Source organism: Bradyrhizobium sp. USDA 10063 (genome assembly GCF_054063735.1).
Map to the genome: position 1 here is coordinate 5,373,725 of NZ_JBSSGP010000002.1, position 18,110 is coordinate 5,391,834.

General features: G+C 64.1%; 16 protein-coding genes. 6 read left to right on the top strand and 10 right to left on the bottom strand.

Features of this window, described 5'->3' with window-relative positions:
- The first annotated feature begins 46 nt into the window (after positions 1-46).
- Entirely contained in the window at positions 47-1,048 is a 1,002-nt protein-coding gene (locus ACVJGD_RS27555) for an NADP-dependent oxidoreductase (protein WP_456637183.1), read from the top strand.
- Between the two features lie 106 nt (positions 1,049-1,154).
- Here the strand turns inward: ACVJGD_RS27555 and ACVJGD_RS27560 are convergent, their stop codons facing one another.
- Entirely contained in the window at positions 1,155-4,313 is a 3,159-nt protein-coding gene (locus tag ACVJGD_RS27560; protein ID WP_456637184.1) for an efflux RND transporter permease subunit, read from the bottom strand.
- A 9-nt stretch (positions 4,314-4,322) separates the two neighbouring features.
- The gene (locus ACVJGD_RS27565) at positions 4,323-5,522 is read right to left on the bottom strand and encodes an efflux RND transporter periplasmic adaptor subunit (protein ID WP_456637185.1); all 1,200 of its coding nucleotides are present in this window, start codon (positions 5,520-5,522) and stop codon (positions 4,323-4,325) included.
- Between the two features lie 233 nt (positions 5,523-5,755).
- On the opposite strand from ACVJGD_RS27565, the gene ACVJGD_RS27570 reads away from it, so the two are divergent.
- Entirely contained in the window at positions 5,756-6,562 is an 807-nt protein-coding gene (locus ACVJGD_RS27570; RefSeq protein ID WP_456637186.1) for a cysteine rich repeat-containing protein, read from the top strand.
- A 17-nt stretch (positions 6,563-6,579) separates the two neighbouring features.
- Here the strand turns inward: ACVJGD_RS27570 and ACVJGD_RS27575 are convergent, their stop codons facing one another.
- Positions 6,580-6,936 carry a hypothetical protein gene (locus ACVJGD_RS27575; protein ID WP_456637187.1) on the bottom strand — a complete coding sequence of 119 codons (357 nt, stop codon included), beginning with the start codon at positions 6,934-6,936 and terminating at the stop codon, positions 6,580-6,582.
- 97 nt (positions 6,937-7,033) lie between these two features.
- Here ACVJGD_RS27575 and ACVJGD_RS27580 point away from each other — a divergent pair, with 97 nt between their 5' ends.
- The 3 genes from ACVJGD_RS27580 (at position 7,034) to ACVJGD_RS27590 (ending at position 10,114) form a co-directional block, all read left to right on the top strand.
- Positions 7,034-7,246, top strand: coding sequence for a hypothetical protein (locus tag ACVJGD_RS27580; RefSeq protein WP_456637188.1), 213 nt, complete (start codon positions 7,034-7,036; stop codon positions 7,244-7,246).
- A gap of 130 nt (positions 7,247-7,376) precedes the next feature.
- Positions 7,377-8,507: an FAD-dependent monooxygenase gene (locus ACVJGD_RS27585; protein WP_456637189.1), complete on the top strand. Its 1,131-nt coding sequence runs from the start codon at positions 7,377-7,379 to the stop codon at positions 8,505-8,507.
- Positions 8,504-10,114, top strand: coding sequence for a benzoate-CoA ligase family protein (locus ACVJGD_RS27590; protein WP_456637190.1), 1,611 nt, complete (start codon positions 8,504-8,506; stop codon positions 10,112-10,114). The genes ACVJGD_RS27585 and ACVJGD_RS27590 overlap by 4 nt, the downstream gene beginning before the upstream one ends.
- Before the next feature lie 166 nt (positions 10,115-10,280).
- Here the strand turns inward: ACVJGD_RS27590 and ACVJGD_RS27595 are convergent, their stop codons facing one another.
- From ACVJGD_RS27595 to maiA, 3 genes are read right to left on the bottom strand one after another with little or no spacing between them, the layout of a single operon-like run.
- Positions 10,281-11,468, bottom strand: a complete 1,188-nt coding sequence (locus tag ACVJGD_RS27595) for a 3-hydroxybenzoate 6-monooxygenase (protein WP_456637191.1) — start codon at positions 11,466-11,468, stop codon at positions 10,281-10,283.
- Positions 11,468-11,983 carry a MarR family winged helix-turn-helix transcriptional regulator gene (locus ACVJGD_RS27600; RefSeq protein WP_456637192.1) on the bottom strand — a complete coding sequence of 172 codons (516 nt, stop codon included), beginning with the start codon at positions 11,981-11,983 and terminating at the stop codon, positions 11,468-11,470. The genes ACVJGD_RS27595 and ACVJGD_RS27600 overlap by 1 nt, the downstream gene beginning before the upstream one ends.
- On the bottom strand, positions 11,970-12,605 hold the full coding sequence (maiA, locus tag ACVJGD_RS27605; protein ID WP_456637193.1) for a maleylacetoacetate isomerase: 636 nt from the start codon (positions 12,603-12,605) through the stop codon (positions 11,970-11,972). The genes ACVJGD_RS27600 and maiA overlap by 14 nt, the downstream gene beginning before the upstream one ends.
- A 105-nt stretch (positions 12,606-12,710) precedes the next feature.
- Between maiA and gtdA the strand changes: the two genes are divergently transcribed.
- Positions 12,711-13,751 carry a gentisate 1,2-dioxygenase gene (gene gtdA / locus ACVJGD_RS27610; RefSeq protein WP_456637194.1) on the top strand — a complete coding sequence of 347 codons (1,041 nt, stop codon included), beginning with the start codon at positions 12,711-12,713 and terminating at the stop codon, positions 13,749-13,751.
- 182 nt (positions 13,752-13,933) lie between these two features.
- Here gtdA and ACVJGD_RS27615 read toward each other — a convergent pair whose 3' ends face one another.
- The 4 genes from ACVJGD_RS27615 to ACVJGD_RS27630 form a co-directional block, all read right to left on the bottom strand.
- Positions 13,934-14,761: an ABC transporter permease gene (locus ACVJGD_RS27615; protein ID WP_456637195.1), complete on the bottom strand. Its 828-nt coding sequence runs from the start codon at positions 14,759-14,761 to the stop codon at positions 13,934-13,936.
- Positions 14,754-15,527, bottom strand: coding sequence for an ABC transporter ATP-binding protein (locus ACVJGD_RS27620; protein WP_456637196.1), 774 nt, complete (start codon positions 15,525-15,527; stop codon positions 14,754-14,756). Before ACVJGD_RS27620 ends, ACVJGD_RS27615 begins: the two co-directional genes overlap by 8 nt.
- A 175-nt stretch (positions 15,528-15,702) precedes the next feature.
- Positions 15,703-16,707 (bottom strand): ABC transporter substrate-binding protein, encoded by a 1,005-nt coding sequence (locus ACVJGD_RS27625; protein WP_456637197.1) that lies wholly within the window; start codon positions 16,705-16,707, stop codon positions 15,703-15,705.
- An 11-nt stretch (positions 16,708-16,718) separates the two neighbouring features.
- A complete protein-coding gene (locus ACVJGD_RS27630; RefSeq protein WP_456637198.1) occupies positions 16,719-18,107 on the bottom strand; it encodes an FAD-dependent oxidoreductase in 1,389 nt (462 codons plus the stop codon).
- Positions 18,108-18,110: the final 3 nt, after the last annotated feature.

The following is an 18,110-nucleotide window of genomic DNA, read 5'->3' on the forward strand; positions in this document are numbered from 1 at the left end:
GCAACGAGCACGCAATTGCTTCGGGATTGACCAAAGGGAGGACACCATGAGCGAGGCCAACAATCGTCAGATCCTGCTGGTGGAGAAGCCGACCGGGAAGCTGGGACCTGAGCATTTCAGGATGGTCAACGGCAGTGTCCCCGAGCCGAAGGACGGCGAGGCCTTGCTGCGGCTGCGCTATCTCTCGCTCGACGCCGCCAACCGCGCCTGGATGCATGGCGCCACCTACCGCGCCGCGGTCGAGGCCAACACGGTGATGTCCGGTGGCGGCATCGCCGAAGTGGTGGTGTCGAAGGCAGCGGGTCTTGCGCCAGGCGATATCGTGTTCGGCGACACCGGCTGGCAGGACTATGCCGCAGTGCCGGCCAAGCATCTGAACAAGATGCCGAAGCTCGAGCCGATGACGCATCTGCTCAGCGTCTACGGGATCGCCGGCCTCACCGCCTATTTCGGCCTGCTCCATGTCGGCAAACCCAAGGAAGGCGAGACCGTGGTGGTGTCGGCCGCCGCCGGCTCGGTGGGTTCGATCGTCGGACAAATTGCAAAAATCAAGGGCTGCCGAGTCGTCGGCATCGCCGGCGGCAGGGACAAGTGCCACTGGCTGACCAGCGAGCTCGGCTTCGACGCCGCGGTCGACTACAAGGACGGCGGCACCTACAAGGCGCTGCGGGCGGCCGCGCCTGACGGCATCGACGTCTATTTCGACAATGTCGGCGGCGACATTCTCGAGGCCTGCCTGCCGCAGATGAACAACCGTGGCCGCATCGCCTGCTGCGGCGCGATCTCACAATATGACGGCGTCCCTTCCGCCCACGGCCCGCGCGGCGTGCCCGGATTGATCGTCGTGAAGCGGCTGATCATGCAGGGCTTCATCGTGATGGACTTCATGGACCAGCGCGACGCTGCGCTCGCCGACCTGCAGTCCTGGGTAGCGTCGGGCAAGCTGAAAGTGCAGGAGGACGTGATCGACGGGCTTCAGAACGCGCCGGCAGCACTGATCGGCCTGCTCGCCGGCGAGAACCGCGGCAAGCGCATGATCCGGGTGTGATGGCGCCAATGCCGTAGATGCCGTAGGGTGGGCAAAGCGCAGCGTGCCCACCGCCACGAGCCGAATGTTTGACGGTGGGCACGCTTCGCTTTGCCCACCCTACGGCTTACGGCGCCTGCGGGATGGTTTGCGTATCCGGCGTCTTGGCCTTGCGCGACTTGCGCCAGTTCTCGAAGCGCTGGACCACGACGAAGAACGCGGGCACGAACAGCACGGCGAGGCAGGTCGAGGCGATCATGCCGGAGAACACGGTGATGCCGATCGACTTTCTCGCATTGGCGCCGGCGCCGGTCGCGAGCACCAGGGGCACCACGCCGAGGATGAAGGCAAAGGACGTCATCAGGATCGGGCGGAACCTGGCACGCGCTGCAGCGATCGCCGACTCGATCAGCGGTTCACGGTCGCGCACGTGATGTTCGAGTGCGACCTCGACGATCAGGATCGCATTCTTCGCCGACAGCGCGATCAAGAGGATGATGCCGATCTGGGTGTAAAGATTGTTGTCGATCCGCAAACCTGACAGCACCAGCATCGGGCCGAGCAACGAGAGCGGCACCGCCAGTAACACCGAGATCGGCGCGTACCAGCTCTCATATTGACCGGCCAGCACCAGGTAGACCAGCAGCAAAGCGAGGCCGAACACGTAATAGATCTGATTGGTGACCGCCTTCTCCTGATACGACATCGCCGTCCATTCATAGCCCGTGCCCGGCGGCAGCGTCTTCGCGGCGATCTGTTCCATCAGCGCCATCGACTGTCCCGAGCTGTAGCCTTGCGCCGGCAGGCCGATGATGGAGGCGGACGGATAGAGGTTATAGAGGCTGATCAGCGACGGCCCGACTGACGGCGTGATCGTGGCGACGGTGCCGAGCGGGATCATTTCCCCCTGGCTGTTGCGCACCATCAGGTTCTGGATGTCGCGCAGGTTCAGGCGGAATTTCGAATCCGCCTGCACATAGACCTGGAAAGTACGGCCGAACTTGTTGAACTGGTTGACGTAGCTCGCGCCGAGATAGGACGACAGCGTCGAGAAGATCTGGTCGGTCGTGACGTTCAACGTCTGGGTCTTGGTCCGGTCGATCTCGACGTCGTACTGCGGCACCATGGAGCGGAAGGAAGAGCTGACGCGCTGCAGCGCGCTCTGCGTCTGCGCGTTGGCGACGACCGCGCCCGTGATCGCCTGCAGCTTGGCGTAATCGGCATTGCCGTCGCGCAATTCGACCTGCATGGCGAAGCCGGCGGCATTGCCGATGCCCTGGATCGGCGGCGGCGGAATCACCAGGATGCGCGCCTCCTCGATCTCGGCCAGCTTGTCGTTCAGCCCGAACACCAGAGAGCGCAAATCCTCGCCGGGCCCGCGCTGGCTCCAATCCTTCAGGATCAGATAGGCGACCCCGGCATTCGCCAGGCTCGAACTGTTGTCGAGCGCGGAGATGCCGGCGATGGAGACGACCTGCTGCACGCCGGGCGACTTGCCGGCCATCTCGCTGACCCTCTCGAGCACGCGCTGGGTACGGTCGAGCGCCGCGCCGTCGGGCAATTGCACCGCGGCCAAGAGATAACCCTGGTCCTCGATCGGGATGAAGCCGGTCGGCACCCGCGACAGGCCGTAGCCGGCAAGCCCGATCAGGATCAGCGCGACCATGACCGAGACGTTGCTGTGCCTGACCAGGCCGCCGATCAGCCGCGCATAGCCACGCTCCAGCCGATCATAGACGGCATTGAAGCCGCGGTAGAAGAAATTGCGCTGCTCCGGCGGCACCGGCCGGCGCAGCCACAGCGCGCACTGCGTCGGCTTCAACGTCGCGGCATTGACGGCGCTGAGCAGCGCGGTCGCGGCGATCACCAGCGCGAACTGCGCGTACATCCGCCCCGTCAGGCCGGGCAGGAACGCCGCCGGCAGGAACACCGAGATCAGGACCAGCGTGATGCCGACGATCGGCGCGAACAGTTCGTCCATCGCCGTGATCGCCGCGTCATGGCCGGACAGGCCGCGCTCGATATTGTGCGCGGCGCCCTCGACCACGACGATGGCGTCGTCGACCACGATGCCGATCGCCAGCACGATCGCAAACAGCGTCGAGAGATTGATGGAGAAGCCAAGCGCCGCCATCGCCGCGAACGCGCCGATGATGGTCACCGGCACAGTGGTTGCCGGAACCAGCATCGCGCGCCAGTCCTGCAGGAAGACGAGGATCACGACCAGCACCAACAGGCCGGCCTCGATCAGCGTCTTGTAGACCTCGTCGATCGAGGCCTGGACGAAGATGGTGGTATCGAACGGTGTGTCGTATTTGATGTCCTGCGGAAACTGTTTGGCCAGTTCCGCCATCTTCTTCTCCACCGCCTTCTCGACCTCGAGCGCGTTGGCGCCGGGCGACAGGAACACGCCGATGCCGGTGGAGGGCTTGTTGTTGAGCGAAAAGATCTGGCTGTAGGTCTGGGCGCCCAGTTCGACCCAGCCGACGTCGCGGACGCGGGTGACGTCGCCGACATTGCCGGTCTTGACGATGATGTTCTCGAACTGGCTCGTGTCATCCAGCCGGCCGGCGACGTTCAACGTGTACTGGAACGCCTGGCCGGGTGGCGTCGGCGGCATGCCGACCTGCCCTGCGGTGACCTGCTGGCTCTGCTGCTGGATCGCCTGGATGACGTCCTGCGGCACCAGACCGCGCGCCTGCAACTGGTTCGGATCGAGCCAGACCCGCATCGAATATTGGCCGGCACCAAACACCGTGACGTTGCCGACGCCCGACAGCCGCGACAGCTCGTCCCTGATATTGATGGTGGCGTAGTTGGAGAGAAACAGGCTGTCATAGGTCTTGTTCGGCGAGGTCAGCGTCACGAACAGCAGGATCGAGGTCGACCGCTTCTGCACCGTGACGCCCTGGCTCTGCACCGACTGCGGCAATTGCGACAGCGCGCTCGACACCCGGTTCTGCACCAGCACCTGCGCGAAGTTGAGATCGGTGCCGATCTTGAAGGTGACCGTCAGCGTGTAGGTGCCGTCGGCGCCGCTGTAGGACTGCATATAGAGCATGTCCTCGACGCCATTGACCTGCTGCTCGATCGGCAGCGCCACGGTGTCGATCACGGTCTTGGCGGACGCGCCAGGATAGCGGGTCGTCACCTGCACGGTCGGCGGCACCACATCAGGATATTGCGCGACCGGCAGGTTGAGCAGCGCCACGCCGCCGATCAGGATCATCAGGATTGCGATGACGTTGGAAAGGACCGGCCGCTCGATGAAGAATTTCGAGATCATGGCCGCCCCTCACTTCGCCGATGCGGAGGCTTCGATCTTCTGCAGTTGCGGATCGACCTTCTGGCCGGGGATCGCGCGCAGCAATCCGGCGATGACGATGCGGTCGTCCGGCTTCAGCCCGCTCTCGATGACGCGCAATTCGCCTTCGAGCTGTCCGGCCTGCACCTTGCGCTGCTCGACCACGTTGTCAGCGTTGACGACCAGCACATAGCGACCGGCCTGGTCGCTGCCGAGCGCGATATCGAGCACCAGCAGCGCATCCTTCTGCTGGTCATAGGGCACGCGGACGCGGACAAAGAAGCCCGGCAGCAGCGTGCGGTCGGGGTTGTCGAAGATGCCACGCACCGGCAGCGTGCCGGTCGACTGGTTGAGGGTCGGCGAGATGTAGTCGAGCTTGCCCTTGTGCGGATAGCCGGTCTCGGTCTGCAGGCCGACCTCGACCGGCAACTGACGCAGCTCGGCCACGGAGAGGCCGCGCCGCCTCGCCTCCTCGCGGATGCGCAGCACGTCCTGTTCGTTGACGTTGAAATTGACCCAGATCGGATCGAGTTGGACGATGGTGGCAAGCTGCGTCGGCGAGGACACGCCGACGAGCTCGCCGACCGTAACCAGATGCGCGCTGACGATGCCGTCGAACGGCGCCGCTACGTTGGTGTAGCCGTAATTGACCTCCGCGATCCGGGTATTGGCTTGCGCCTGCTGCAGACTGGCCTGCGCGTTGTCGCGCGTCGCCGTCGACGTATCGAGTGTCGCCTGCGAGACGGCCTGTCGCTGCACCAGATCGACCTGGCGCTTGAAATCGGTCTCAGACTGCTTCAGCGTCGCCTGCGCGCCGACCTCCGCCGCCTTCGCCTGCTCAAGCTTCAACCTGTAGGTTTCAGGCTCGATGGTGAACAGCGTGGTGCCTTGCTTGACGAAGGTGCCGTCCTGATAATTGATCGACTGCAGAAAGCCCTGAACGCGCGCTACCAGGTCAACGCTCTTGACCGGCGCGGTGTTGCCGGTCGTCTCCAGGAAACGCGTGATGCTGCGCTGCACCGGAAGCGCAACCTCCACCTTTGGCGGCGGCGGCGGAACGAAAGTATTCTGCTCGCAGCCGCTTAAGCCGACGAAAGCGGACAGCAGGAAGCCGATGCGTAACAGCGGCGTGACAGCCGGCCGCACGCCATCGTTCAATCCGCAACAGGCCGATGGACGCGCAAGCTTCATTTCCGTGCACCAGTTCGATTTACCTCGCAAAGAGGCGCTCATCTGGAGAAGGCAGCCGCACTCAATCCATAGCAACAATTGGCTTGCAGTGGAACCCGAAACAGAAAATGATACCGCTCGCCAAGATTGCTGTACCAGACCCTTTCAATAACGACCTTCGCAAGAACGAACTTCGCGGGAATGAAACTTCGGTTGAAGCGGCGGCTTCCGTCGACAACAAAAGGTTTGCTTCCATGATCAAGACATTGAAGCGCGCGTGCGGCCGCGCCGTGCCATTTTCCATCGCGCTGTTCGCAACCGCTGCCCTGGCGCAGGCGCCGAGCGAGGCGCAGCGTGAGGCGGTCAAGTCGCAATGCCGCAGCGATTACATGGCGCATTGTTCCAGCATTCCGCCCGGTGGCGAGGCTTCGCTGCAATGCCTGCAGAAGAACATGTCGAGTCTATCAGCGAGTTGCGCCGGCGCGGTACGCGCCGTGGAAGCTCCGGCCGCCCCGAAGGCGGAGACGGCGCCCAAGCCCGACGCGGCTCCAGCCGCGGCCAAGACGGAGACGTCGCCGACGCCAACCACCGCACCGAAGTCGAAAGCGGCCGCCACGCAAGCCAGGCCGCAGCCGAGCGAGGCGCAGGTTTCCGCGATCCGCAGCGCCTGCCGCACCGACTATCAGAAGTTCTGCCCTGGCGTGCCGACCGGCGGTGCGCCCGCGCTGAAATGCCTTGAGAAGAACAAGGCGAGGCTCTCGCCTGGTTGCGGTGAGGCGGTTGCGGCAGCAGGCGGCGATGCGGCACCCGCAGCAGGCGGCGGCTCCACTGCTGCGGCTGCCGCGCCGGCGGCGGCGCCTGCTGCACCAGCGATCGTGCTGCGGCCCTTGCGCCCGCGCGAAGAGCTGTTCGTCGCGCGGTCGGCCTGCGGCGCCGACGTGCGCTCGCTATGTGGCGGCGTTGCACCGGGAGGCGGCCGGATCGTGCAGTGCCTCGCCTCCAATGCGGCGTCGCTGTCGCCCGCCTGCAAGGACGTGCTGGGACAGTTCGCGGCGCGGTGAGCCGCGGCGACCGGCGGCTACTCGCCGCGAAACGCGAGAATGAGCTGAATGAGCCTGACCGACAGCGCGATGTAAGCGAGCGACATCACGATCTGATACGCGGCATGCCAATTCAATCTGGCGAGCTTGTAGAGCCCGTCAATGAAATTGAGCAGGAGCAGGATCACGCCGAACAATACGACGCCGCGGCCGATCAGGCCGTGACGCAGATAGCCGAACAGTTCGATCGCCGGCTCGTCGCTCGAGACATGCGCGCCGGCCGAGACGATCAAGGTGCCGATGATCATCTTCTCGACATGCGAGAATATTTCCTTGGAAGCCGGCTCGACATAGCCAGCATAGAAAGCAAGCCATCTGGTCCTGATCTCAGACATTATTTCCCCCTGCATTCAACGATTGCCGATCCATCAAACAATAATGACGAGAAAACTCCAAACTGCCTTCGATCACCAACCAATATGGGAGAGAGTCATGCGTGCATTTCTGCTGATGGCAGCCGCCATAATTTCCTTCGCTGCGACCCTGACCTTCGAGGCATCAGATGCCAACGCGGTTGTCTGCGCCCGCGGCGTCAATCGCGCCGGCTGCGCCGGCTATCGCGGCGCCGTCGTTGTCCGCAAGCCGGTCGCGGCCGCCTGCCGCTGGGTCGTGGTTGACGGCGTCAGGGTGCGCCGCTGCGTCTGAGCGGGAACTCTCGCGCTGGCCGGGTGCGTTCCGGCCACGGCAGAACCCAAACTTTCCGGTGGCGCCTCGCCCGTCTCGCGGATAGTCTAGGCGCAAAATCGTAAGTACACTGTCAATCGGGAGGAACATCGTGCGTATCGCCGTGATCGGCGGAGGTCCCGGCGGCCTCTATTTCGCCTATCTCTGGAAGCGGCGACATCCGGACGCGGTCGTCGAACTGTTCGAGCAGAACCCGGCCGGTGCGACCTGGGGCTTCGGCGTCGTGTTCTCGGACCAGGCGCTGGAATTCCTGCGCGCCGACGACCCCGAGACGGTCGACGCCATCGCGCCGAACATGGAGAGCTGGAAGAACATCACGCTCAACCTGCGCGGGGAGAGCGCCGAGATCGACGGCGTCGGCTTCTCCTCGATCGGGCGGCTTGCGCTGCTCTCTTTGTTGCAGGAGCGCGTCCGCGCGGTCGGTGTCACTCCGCGGTTCGACAGGATGATCCAGTCCGTCGACGAACTCAAGGATTACGATCTGATTGTCGCGGCGGACGGGCTGAACTCGCTGGTGCGCCGAAGCTTCGAGGGCGATTTCGGCACCTCGCTGTCCTATTCGTCAAACAAGTTCGCCTGGTACGGCACGCCGAAGCGGTTCGAGACGCTGTCGCAGACCTTCGTCAAGACCGAACGCGGCGCCTTCAACGCCCATCACTATCGCTATTCACCCACCATGAGCACGTTCCTGGTGGAGTGTGACCGTGCGACCTGGCACGCCTACGGCTTTGCCAGCAAGGACGCCGAGCATTCCAAGGCCGTGTGCGAAGAGGTGTTTGCCGAGACGCTCGGCGGGCAGCCCCTGGTCTCGAACAAGTCGGTGTGGCGCAATTTCCCGTGGATCTGGAACGAGCACTGGTCGTTCAAGAACATGGTGCTGATCGGCGACGCCCTGCACTCGGCACATTTCTCGATCGGCTCCGGCACCCGCCTTGCGATCGAGGACGCGATCGCGCTGACGAAGGCGCTCGAAGCTGAAGCGCATGTCTCCACCGCCCTCCACCGCTACGAAGCCGAACGCAAGCCGATCGTGAAGAAATTGGTCACGGCGGCGCGCACCAGCGCCGACTGGTACGAAAAATTTCCCGAGCACATGAAGCTCGACCTGATGGATTTTGCCTTCAGCTACATCACCCGTTCGGGACGGATCGACGACGCGCGGTTGCGCGCGATGTCGCCGAACTTCATGGCAGGCTATGAGGCGTCGAGGAGCAAGTCATGACCGAGATCGCCGACCAGGTACCATCAGACAGTCCGGGCGTGCGCGAGATCGGCTTTGCGCTCCCCGAGCGCTACAACGCAAGCCGCATCCTGTTCGACAATCTCGCGCAGGGCCGCGGTGACCTGACGGCGCTGACCGGCCCGGCGGGACAGCGGACCTACCGCGAACTCTGTGCCGAGGCCGCGCGCTGGGGCCATGGCTTCGCCTCGCTGGGCCTGAAGCGCGGCGACCGGATCCTGTTGTTCCTCGACGACACCCCGGCCTATCCGGCGGCGTTCTTCGGCGCTGTCCGCGCCGGCTTCGTACCGCTTCTCATCAATACGCTGACGCCGCCCGACCTGCTGCAATTCTATCTTTCGGACGCGAGCGCATCAGTCGCGGTTGTCGACGCCGAGTTCTGCTCGCGCTTCAACACTGAGGCCTGCAAGGACACGCCGCTGAAAACACTGATCGCGGTCAATGGCGCGGCCTGTGGGCATGCCGCGCCGCAGGCGCTCCTGGCCGATGAATGGCTGCCGCGTTTTCCGACCGAGATCACGGAGGCCGACACTCACCGCAACGAGATGGCGTTCTGGATGTACTCCTCCGGCTCGACCGGCCGTCCGAAAGGCATCGTGCATCTGCACCACGACATGGCCTATAGCGAGCAGGCGTTCTCCCGCAACGTGCTGAAGCTGATACCTGGCGATATCTGCTTCTCGGTACCGAAGATTTTCTTCGCCTATGGCTTCGGCAATTCCATCACCTTCCCCTTCTCGGTCGGTGCCGCCACGCTGCTGTTGCCCGGCCAGCCGAAGCCGGCATCGATCTTCGCGGCGATCGGGCAGTATCGTCCGACCGTGTTCTTCGGCCTGCCGACGCTCTACACCTCGCTGACCAAGGCCGATGGTGCGGCTCAGGCCGATTTCTCCTCGCTGCGCATGGCGATCTCGGCCGCAGAGGTGCTCTCCGCCGACGTGTTCAACGGCTGGAAGGCACTGACCGGGCTCGAGATCATCGAAGGCCTCGGCTCGACCGAGGTGCTGCACATCTATCTCTGCAATCGCGCGGACAGGAAGAAGCTGGGCGCCGCAGGCATGCGCGTCCCCGGCTACGAAATCCTGCTGCGCGACAAGGACGGCCGCGAAGTCGCCGACAATGAGGAAGGCATTTTGTGGGTGCGCGGCGATTCCAACACGCCGCTCTACTGGAACCGTCCGGACAAGACCGCCGAGACCGTGCGCGAGGGCGGCTGGATCTACACCGGCGACCGCTTCGTCCGCGACGGCGACGGCTTCCACTTCTTCCGCGGCCGCGCCGACGACCTGATCAAGATATCGGGCCAATGGGTCTACCCGCTGGAGGTCGAGCTCTGCCTCGCCGATCATCCCGACGTGCGCGAATGCGCCGTGTTCGCTGCCGAACTGCCTGATAGACGCATGACGCTGAAGGCGGTCGTGGTGATGAACGACCGCGCGTTCAATGCGGAGGAGACAGCGAAGCGGTTGCAGGATTACGTGAAAGCAACACTGCTGCCCTACAAATATCCGCGCGAGATCAAGTTCATCGACGAATTGCCGAAGACCGGAACGGGCAAGATCGACCGGCAGGCGGTGATGAGAATGTGATGCATATCGCTGCACCAAACTGGCTGCCGTCCCGGGCTTGACCCGGGACCCATAACCACAGGTGTTTGTTGTTACACAACACCGCCGCTCCAGCCTTTCTCCCCAACCCACATTCGTGGTTATAGGTCCCGGCTCGCGCTTCGCTTGGCCGGGACGACAGCATTCTTTACGCGTTCAACCCCGTGCCGCCATAGAGCCAGGCGAGATCGGCGTAGTAATCCTCCGAACTCTTCGCGCTCATGATGGCGTTGCGGAGGCGGGCGTGGTCGCCGGCGGGGTGATAGATATGCTCGCCGATCGCGCGCGACCACAATTGCACGCGCGCGGTGCGCGGGAAGCGTTGTGCACGGTAATGCTCGAGCGCCACTGCGTGGTCGTCATGGTGCGACAGCATGTGCGACAGGCACACCGCATCCTCCATCGCCTGGCAGGCGCCTTGCGCGAAATATTGCAGCATCGGATGCGCGGCATCGCCAAGCAGCGCGACGCGGCCGTCAATCCAGCGCTCGTTCGGATCGCGGTCGCACAACACCCAGAGCCGCCAGTTCTTGCCGTGACGGATGATGCTTTGCGCACGCGCATGGACGTGCCGAAAGCCTTGCATCACCTCTTCATCGCTGACAGGCTTTCCCGCGACCGGCTCCGGCGCGTCGTTGTGGTAGGTGACGACGAGATTGAATACCTTCCAGTCCGACAGCGGATAATGCACGATGTGGCACTTCGGCCCGGCCCACAGCGTCGCCGCGTTCCAGCGCAGATCCTCCGGCATCCGTTCGGTCGGGATCACCGAACGGTAGGTGGTGTGGCCGGACACGCGCGGCGGCCCGTCCGATGTGACCTGCTTGCGGATGTTCGACCATAAGCCATCGGCCCCGATCAGGAGCCGGCCGGTGACGCGCTCGCCAGTGGCGAGGTGCGCGGTGACCGAGGCGCCGTCCTGCTCGTAACCGCTCACCTCGCTGCTGACGCGCAGCTCGATCAATTCATGCTCGCGGCAGGCGCGCAGGAATACGCCGTGGAGATCACCGCGATGCACCACCGCATAGGGATTGCCGAACCTGACACGGAACGGCTCGCGCAGGTCGACATGGGTGATCTCTTCGGCGGTGAGCGCATCCATCAGGCGGAGCTGGTCGATATAGACGGCCATGCGCCGCGCGGCCTCGCCGACGCCGAGATAGTCGAAGGCATGGAACGCGTTCGGGCCGAGCTGGATACCGGCGCCGATCTCGCCGAGCGCGGCGGCTTTTTCCAGCAGGATCGAGCGGATGCCCTTCTGCGCGAGTCCGAGCGCCGCCGCCAGGCCGCCGATGCCGCCACCTGCGATCAGGACAGGCAAGTTGTCCGTTGCCATCAGCCCGATTTCCCGAGATGTTCGAGGGCATCCTCGGCGCGCAGCGGCACGCGCGAGGCCTCGTTGTTGAGATCGACGAGCTGCGCGAGCAGCGCCATCAATGTCTTGCGGTCGGAAGGCTTGAGCGGCTGCAGCATCCGCGCTTGCGCGCGGTCGACCGCGGGCATGATCTCGCGCAGCAGCGAAGCGCCCTGTTTGGTGATGGTAAGCAGCTTGACGCGCTTATCCTCGGAACCAGGCTTGCGCTCGATCAAGCCCTTGGATTCAAGCCGCTCGATCACGTTGCCGAGCGTGGAGCGGTCGAACGCGATCACCGCGGACAGGCGCGTCGCATCGATGCCGGGATGAGTGTGGATCGCGATCAGCGAGGCATATTGTACCGGCGTCAGGTCGTACGCGCTGCACTCCTCGACAAAAATCGAGACCGCGATCTGCTGCATCCGCCGGAACAGATAGCCGGGCGCGGTATAAACCGCGTCCATGGTCACAGGAGTTTGCTTGCTATTGTTCGGCATCGACTTGCTTGTCCGGGGCGGCGTCGGCAAACGCCTTCATTTCCTGGGCCGCGGCTTCGGCCTTGAGCAGCCGCGGAAAAGCGGTGACATCGACGCCGAAGCGCCGCGCATTGGCAAGCTGCGGCACCAGGCAAAGATCGGCCAGCGTCGGAACGGCGCCAAAGCAGAACGGGCCGGCTTCGCCCGCAGCCAATATCTCGCAGGCCGAAAGCCCCTCGCGGTTGGCCCAGGCCGCCCACTCCGTGACTTTCTCTTCCGGCAGGCCAAGCTGCCGCAATCGCGCCAGCACCTTCAAATTCTGCACCGGATGGGTGTCGCAGGCGATGGCCTGCGCGAAGGCGCGAACTTTTGCGCGCTGCAGCGAATCCTTTGGCAATAGCGGCGGTGCGGGGTGAGTTTCGTCGAGCCATTCAATGATGGCGAGCGACTGGGTCAGGATCGCGCCCGCGTCGCTTTCCAATGTCGGCACCAGCCCTTGCGGATTGATCGCGAGATAGGCAGGAGCGCATTGTTCGCCTTTGCGAAGGTGGTGCGGCAGGTGCTCAACCGTGAGCCCCTTCAGGTTCAGCGCGATCCGCACCCGATAGGACGCACTGCTGCGGAAGTAGCCATGCAGCTTCATCGGAACCTCCCCTCGTCTTTTCTGACCTTGCTAATGTTGACGCTAGCCGTATTGTAAGTATGCTGTCAATCAGCGAACAAGACAGAAATGGACGGGAGGCCTGCCATGGAAGCGGTGCAGAAGACGCCGGAGCGCGAGGCGTTCTATAAGAAGATCGACGGCGAAAATCTTTCCGCGCTCTGGAACGTGATGAACGATTTGATCACGCCGGAGCCGAGGAGCGCCTGCCGCCCGCACCTCTGGAAGTTCGACCAGATCCGCGACTACATGAACGAAGCGGGCAAGCTGATTTCGGCCAAGGAAGCCGAGCGGCGGGTGCTGGTCCTGGAAAACCCCGGCCTGCGCGGACAATCGAAGATCACGACGTCGCTGTTTGCGGGCGTGCAGATGGTGGTGCCCGGCGATATCGCCCCGGCTCACCGCCACAGCCAGTCGGCGCTGCGCTTCGTGCTCGAAGGCAAGGGCGCTTATACGTCCGTCGATGGCGAGCGGACCGCGATGTCGCCCGGCGATTTCGTGATCACGCCGTCGATGACCTGGCACGACCATTCCAACGAGACCAACGAGCCGATGTTCTGGCTCGACGGGCTCGACATCCCCATGGTGCAATTCTTCGACGCCTCCTTCGCCGAAGGCGCGAAGGAGGACCAGCAGCAGATCACAAAACCCGCCGGCGACAGCTTTGCGCGCTATGGCCATAATTTGCTGCCGGTCGACCAGAAGCGAGCCTCGAAGACGTCGCCGATCTTCAACTATCCCTACAGCTACACCCGCGAGGCGCTGGAGCAGGCCAAGGCGCGCGACGAATGGGACGCCTGCCACGGCCTGAAGCTGAAATTCTCCAACCCCGAGACCGGCGACTACGCGATGCCGACCATCGGCACCTTCATCCAGCTCGTCCCTAAGGGATTCAAGACCGCGCGCTATCGCTCAACCGATGCCACCGTGTTCGCCGCAATCGAGGGCAAGGGCCGCACCAGGGTTGGCGAGCAGACGTTCGAATGGGGCCCGCGCGATCTGTTCGTGGTGCCGAGCTGGCACTGGGTCACGCATGAGGCGGACACGGATTCGGTGCTGTTCAGCTTCTCCGACCGTCCGGTGCAGCAGAAGCTCGACCTGTTCCGCGAAGACCGCGGGAATGCGTGAGATTTGGCGCGAATTGTAGGGTGGGCAAAGCGTAAGATCCTGTCGTCCCTGCGAAAGCAGGGACCCATAACCACAGGCAGTTGTTGTGGCGCGAGCAAGCGGTTGCGGCGGAGCACATCACACAGGCCTGTGGTTATGGGTCCCGGGTCAAGCCCGGGACGACGTCGAGTTTGTGGCACCACTTACCGCCAGTGCAGCAATCTCGCCTCTAACAGATTGATCAGCTTCCCGACCGCCAATCCGAACAGCGACAGGATTACGACGCCTGCGAGCAACTGATCAGTCTGCATCAGGTTTCCGGCCTGCAGCACGAACGCGCCGATACCGTACTGCGCGCCGATCATTTCGGCACTCACCACCAGTAACAGCGCGACGGATGCGGTGATGCGGAAGCCGGCCAGGATCGAAGGCAGTGCGCCCGGCCAGATCACGCGACGCACGATGGCATGGAACGGCACGTTGAAGCTCTGCGCCATGCGGATCAGATTGCGCGGCACCGCATCGACGCCGCTATAGACCGAGATCGCGGTGGAGAAGAACACCCCGAGCGCAATGGTGGCAATCTTGGGCTCTTCGCCGATTCCGAGCCAGAGGATCAACAGCGGCAGCAGCGCGATCTTCGGGATCGGAAACAGCGCGGAGATGAAGGTGATGCCGACGCCGCGCGCCAGCGTCGACAGGCCGATCGCGAAGCCGACGATGACGCCGGCCACCGTGCCGAGCAGCCAGCCGGTGCCGATCCGCATCACCGACCAGCCGAGATGCTGCCAGAGCGCGCCTGACATCGCGAGCTTGTAGGTCGCGACCGCGATCGCCGACGGCGTCGGCAGGAACAGCGGATTGACCCAACCGGCGCCGCCCGCGAGTTGCCACAGCGTGATGACAAGGGCGAGCGCGATCCAGCCGGAGGCGCGACCGGTGCTCGGTGTGAAGCCGGCGCCGCGAAACTCGACCGGCCGCGACTTGGTGTCGATGTCGGACGGTGTCTCTGATGGCGCGCGCTCAAGCATGCTGGACCTCGCGCTCGGCGTCGATCGCCTCCTCGCGGATCAGCGACCACAGCTCGTCCTGCAACGCCAAGAGCCTTTCACGCGCGCTCCTGTCGCCGCGCTCGGTCCGCGTCATCGCGATCGGAACCACCTTGCGGATACGCCCGGGGCGGCGCGACAGCACCACGATGCGGTCGGCAAGCCGCACCGCTTCCTCCAGATTATGCGTGACATAGACCGCGCCCATCGCGCCGTCGGCAAGCAGGCGCACGAAATCCTCCATCAGCAGTTCGCGTGTCTGCGAATCCAGCGCCGACAGCGGCTCGTCCATCAAGAGGATTGCCGGCTTCACCGCCAGCGCCCGCGCAATGCCGACGCGCTGGCGCATGCCGCCGGAGAGCTGCTTCGGATAGGTGCCACGAAATTCCGACAGGCCGGTGCGGCGCAACGCGTCGCCAACGATGCCGCGGCGCTCCGCTGCACCGAGCGCCGTGTGCTCGAGCGGGAACGCGACGTTTTCCTCCACCGTGCACCAGGGCAGCAGCGCAAAGTCCTGGAACACGAATGTCAGCGGATTGAGGCTGTCCTTCGGCGGCGCACCGCGCAGCTCGGCCGCGCCACCGCTCGGTCGCAACAGGCCGCCGAGGATCGAGAGCAGCGTGCTCTTGCCGCAGCCGGAGGGTCCGACAATCGCAACCACCTCGCCCGTGCGCACCGTGAACGAGACGTCGTCTAGCACGTCGAGCGTGTCGAAGCGGTGGCTGATATGGTCGGCGATTAAGTCCATCTGTGTTTTCGCTCAAGGTCGGGCGGGCGGTGGGGCCTCATGGTTCGAGACGCCGCTGCGCGGCTCCTCACCATGAGGGGTGACAGCAGCCTACGCGTTACTCTATCTCCTCATGGTGAGGAGCGCGGCTCGCCGCGCGTCTCGAACCATGAGACCCCAATCTATCCGACCTACCTCAATCCGGCTTCACATATTCCTTCGCGAGGATGCCATCCGCGTCAAAACCCTTGTCGACGAAACCCTGCTCCTGCAGCCAGGAAATCTGGTTGGCGACGTTCTTGACGTCGAGCTTGCCGTCGGGATCGACATAGGCGCAATTGCCAACCACCTGCTCGACCGGCAAATTGGTGTATTTGGCGATGATGTCGAGCAGGGGCTTGGTCTTCTCGTCGATCGGCGCCTTGCCGTCCTTGATCGCGGCGAGGATCACGTCGTGATATTCGTGGTCGGCCTTGACCAACGCCGCAAGCAGTTTCGTCACCAGAGTCTTGTTCGTGAGCGTTTTGGGCGAAGCGAACACCGCGCCGAGCTGCCATGGCGTCTCGTCGCCGACCCAGCCAAGGAGCTTGGCACCGCCAGTCTCCATCAGCGGGCGCGCGGTCGAGGCCGGCAGCAGCGCGGCATCGACGGTCTCGCCCTTCAGCGCGGCGGCCGCGTTCGAGAGCGATTGCAGCGGCACCACCTTCACGTCCGACAGCTTGAAGCCGTATTTGTCGGCGAGCAGGCCGAGCGAATAATGAAAGCTGGAGCCGACCTGCGTCACCGCCACGCGCTTGCCCGCAAGGTCCTTCGGCGTCTTCAGCCCGGCCGCATAGGCGTTGTTGGAAGCGAAATAGCCGATCAGCGGATAGCCAGCCTTCTCGCGGCTCATGCCGCCGATCACCTTCAGCGTGCCCTTGCCGGCGAGATTGTAGAGCCCGGCCGTGAAGGCTGTGACACCGAAATCGACATCGCCCGAGGTGGTGGCGACTGCGATCGGCTGCGCCGCATCGAAGAATTTCAATTCGACATCGAGCCCGGCCTCACGGAAATAGCCCTTGTCCTGCGCAATGAACACCGGCGCCGAGGATGACAGCCGGAGCACGCCGATCCTGGCTTTCAGCAGCTCATCGGCCCGCGCGATCCCGCTCGCCGTCAGTGCCAGCAGGCCCGCAAGCGCGAGCCGCACAAAACCCTTCATCCGCGTCCTCCTCATAATCCGGCAGGAACTTTCTGGTCGCGCCCGATGAAGGCGCCCTGCGCTTTCAGTCCCTGTTGCAGTCGTTCTACCGCGATGTCGCGTGGCTTGGTATTGCCAGACAGCGCGAGCGCGGCGGCCGAGCCTGCCGCTTCACCCATCGCAAAGCAGGCCCCGGAAACGCGTGCCGCCGACTGTCCCTCATGGGTCATCGAGGCGCAGCGCCCGGCGATGAGGAGATTATCGACCCGCTCAGGCACCAGCATGCGATAGGGCAGTTCGTTGAAGCCGCGCGATTCCGGGATCGGTGGGAACTTGAAGATGACATCGCCCGCGACATGCGCCTCGATCGGCCAGCCATTAACGCCGATGGAATCCGCAAACGAGGCACAGCCGAGCACATCTTCGCCGCTGAGCTGATAGCCGCCGATCACGCGCCTTGTCTCGCGGATGCCGAGCTGCGGCGGCAGGTCGACGATGTAGGAGTTCTCGAAGCCCGGCACTGTGCGCAGGAATTCGAACGCCTGGATCGCCTGGCGGCGGCCCTCGATTTCGCCGCGGGTAAGGTCGTCGGGCTCTAGACCATTGATGGCGGTGCCGTCCGCGCGCGCGAGCTGGGTGAAGTTCACCCGCCATTCGACCGGAGAGCGCTGCGGCCGCACGATCGCGGCCTTGCGCGGAAATTTGTGGGTGCCGGCACCCTCCGCATTTTCCATCAGCGCCGGTATCGTCCGCCAGGCGTCGCCGGCTTTTTCCGGATCGATGCCGTTGAGACGAAACATCATGGAAGGATAGAGCATGCTGCCCTTGATATCGCCGACCTCGAACGGTGCGCCGGCCCAGGCGGCGAGATCGCCGTCACCGGAGCAATCGATGAAGATGTTGGCCAGCACCGCCTGCCGGCCGGCCTTAGTCTCGACCATCAGCGCGCCGATGCGCGTCTCGTCATCCATCACCACGCCGGCACCGAGCGCGTGGAAAAGGATGTCGACCCTGTGGCTCGCCAAGAGATCGTCAGCCGCGATCTTGTAGGCCGCGGTGTCATAGGCCTGCGCCAGGATCTTGCCGAGGATCAGATGCGGCTTGTTCAGCCCGTTGAGGCGATCGATTCGGTCAAGCAGATCGGAGGCGATGCCCTGCACCACCCGATGCGCTCCGCCGTAGACATTGGCGTGGAGCCCGCAAAAATTGGTCACGCCCGCAGCCGTGCCCATGCCGCCAAGAAAGCCGTAGCGCTCGATCAGGAGCGTCCGCCGTCCGGCACGCGCCGCGGCAACCGCCGCCGCGATCCCGGCGGGCCCGCCGCCGAGCACCGCGACTTCATATTCGCCATGGATCGGCACGCGCCGCGCGGGTTCCTCGATGGTCTTTGGCACGTTTGCTTCCCGGAAGTGGCCCGCCATTGG

What these genes read in the sequence shown, in the direction of transcription:
- ACVJGD_RS27580 (WP_456637188.1), top strand. Translation starts at nt 7,034, where the DNA reads ATGCGTGCATTTCTGCTGATGGCAGCCGCCATAATTTCCTTCGCTGCG.
- ACVJGD_RS27570 (WP_456637186.1), top strand. Translation starts at nt 5,756, where the DNA reads ATGATCAAGACATTGAAGCGCGCGTGCGGCCGCGCCGTGCCATTTTCC.
- ACVJGD_RS27620 (WP_456637196.1), bottom strand. Translation starts at nt 15,527, where the DNA reads ATGGACTTAATCGCCGACCATATCAGCCACCGCTTCGACACGCTCGAC.
- maiA (WP_456637193.1), bottom strand. Translation starts at nt 12,605, where the DNA reads ATGAAGCTGCATGGCTACTTCCGCAGCAGTGCGTCCTATCGGGTGCGG.
- ACVJGD_RS27590 (WP_456637190.1), top strand. Translation starts at nt 8,504, where the DNA reads ATGACCGAGATCGCCGACCAGGTACCATCAGACAGTCCGGGCGTGCGC.
- ACVJGD_RS27600 (WP_456637192.1), bottom strand. Translation starts at nt 11,983, where the DNA reads ATGCCGAACAATAGCAAGCAAACTCCTGTGACCATGGACGCGGTTTAT.
- ACVJGD_RS27565 (WP_456637185.1), bottom strand. Translation starts at nt 5,522, where the DNA reads ATGAAGCTTGCGCGTCCATCGGCCTGTTGCGGATTGAACGATGGCGTG.
- ACVJGD_RS27555 (WP_456637183.1), top strand. Translation starts at nt 47, where the DNA reads ATGAGCGAGGCCAACAATCGTCAGATCCTGCTGGTGGAGAAGCCGACC.
- ACVJGD_RS27625 (WP_456637197.1), bottom strand. Translation starts at nt 16,707, where the DNA reads ATGAAGGGTTTTGTGCGGCTCGCGCTTGCGGGCCTGCTGGCACTGACG.
- ACVJGD_RS27595 (WP_456637191.1), bottom strand. Translation starts at nt 11,468, where the DNA reads ATGGCAACGGACAACTTGCCTGTCCTGATCGCAGGTGGCGGCATCGGC.
- ACVJGD_RS27630 (WP_456637198.1), bottom strand. Translation starts at nt 18,107, where the DNA reads ATGGCGGGCCACTTCCGGGAAGCAAACGTGCCAAAGACCATCGAGGAA.
- ACVJGD_RS27560 (WP_456637184.1), bottom strand. Translation starts at nt 4,313, where the DNA reads ATGATCTCGAAATTCTTCATCGAGCGGCCGGTCCTTTCCAACGTCATC.
- ACVJGD_RS27575 (WP_456637187.1), bottom strand. Translation starts at nt 6,936, where the DNA reads ATGTCTGAGATCAGGACCAGATGGCTTGCTTTCTATGCTGGCTATGTC.
- gtdA (WP_456637194.1), top strand. Translation starts at nt 12,711, where the DNA reads ATGGAAGCGGTGCAGAAGACGCCGGAGCGCGAGGCGTTCTATAAGAAG.
- ACVJGD_RS27615 (WP_456637195.1), bottom strand. Translation starts at nt 14,761, where the DNA reads ATGCTTGAGCGCGCGCCATCAGAGACACCGTCCGACATCGACACCAAG.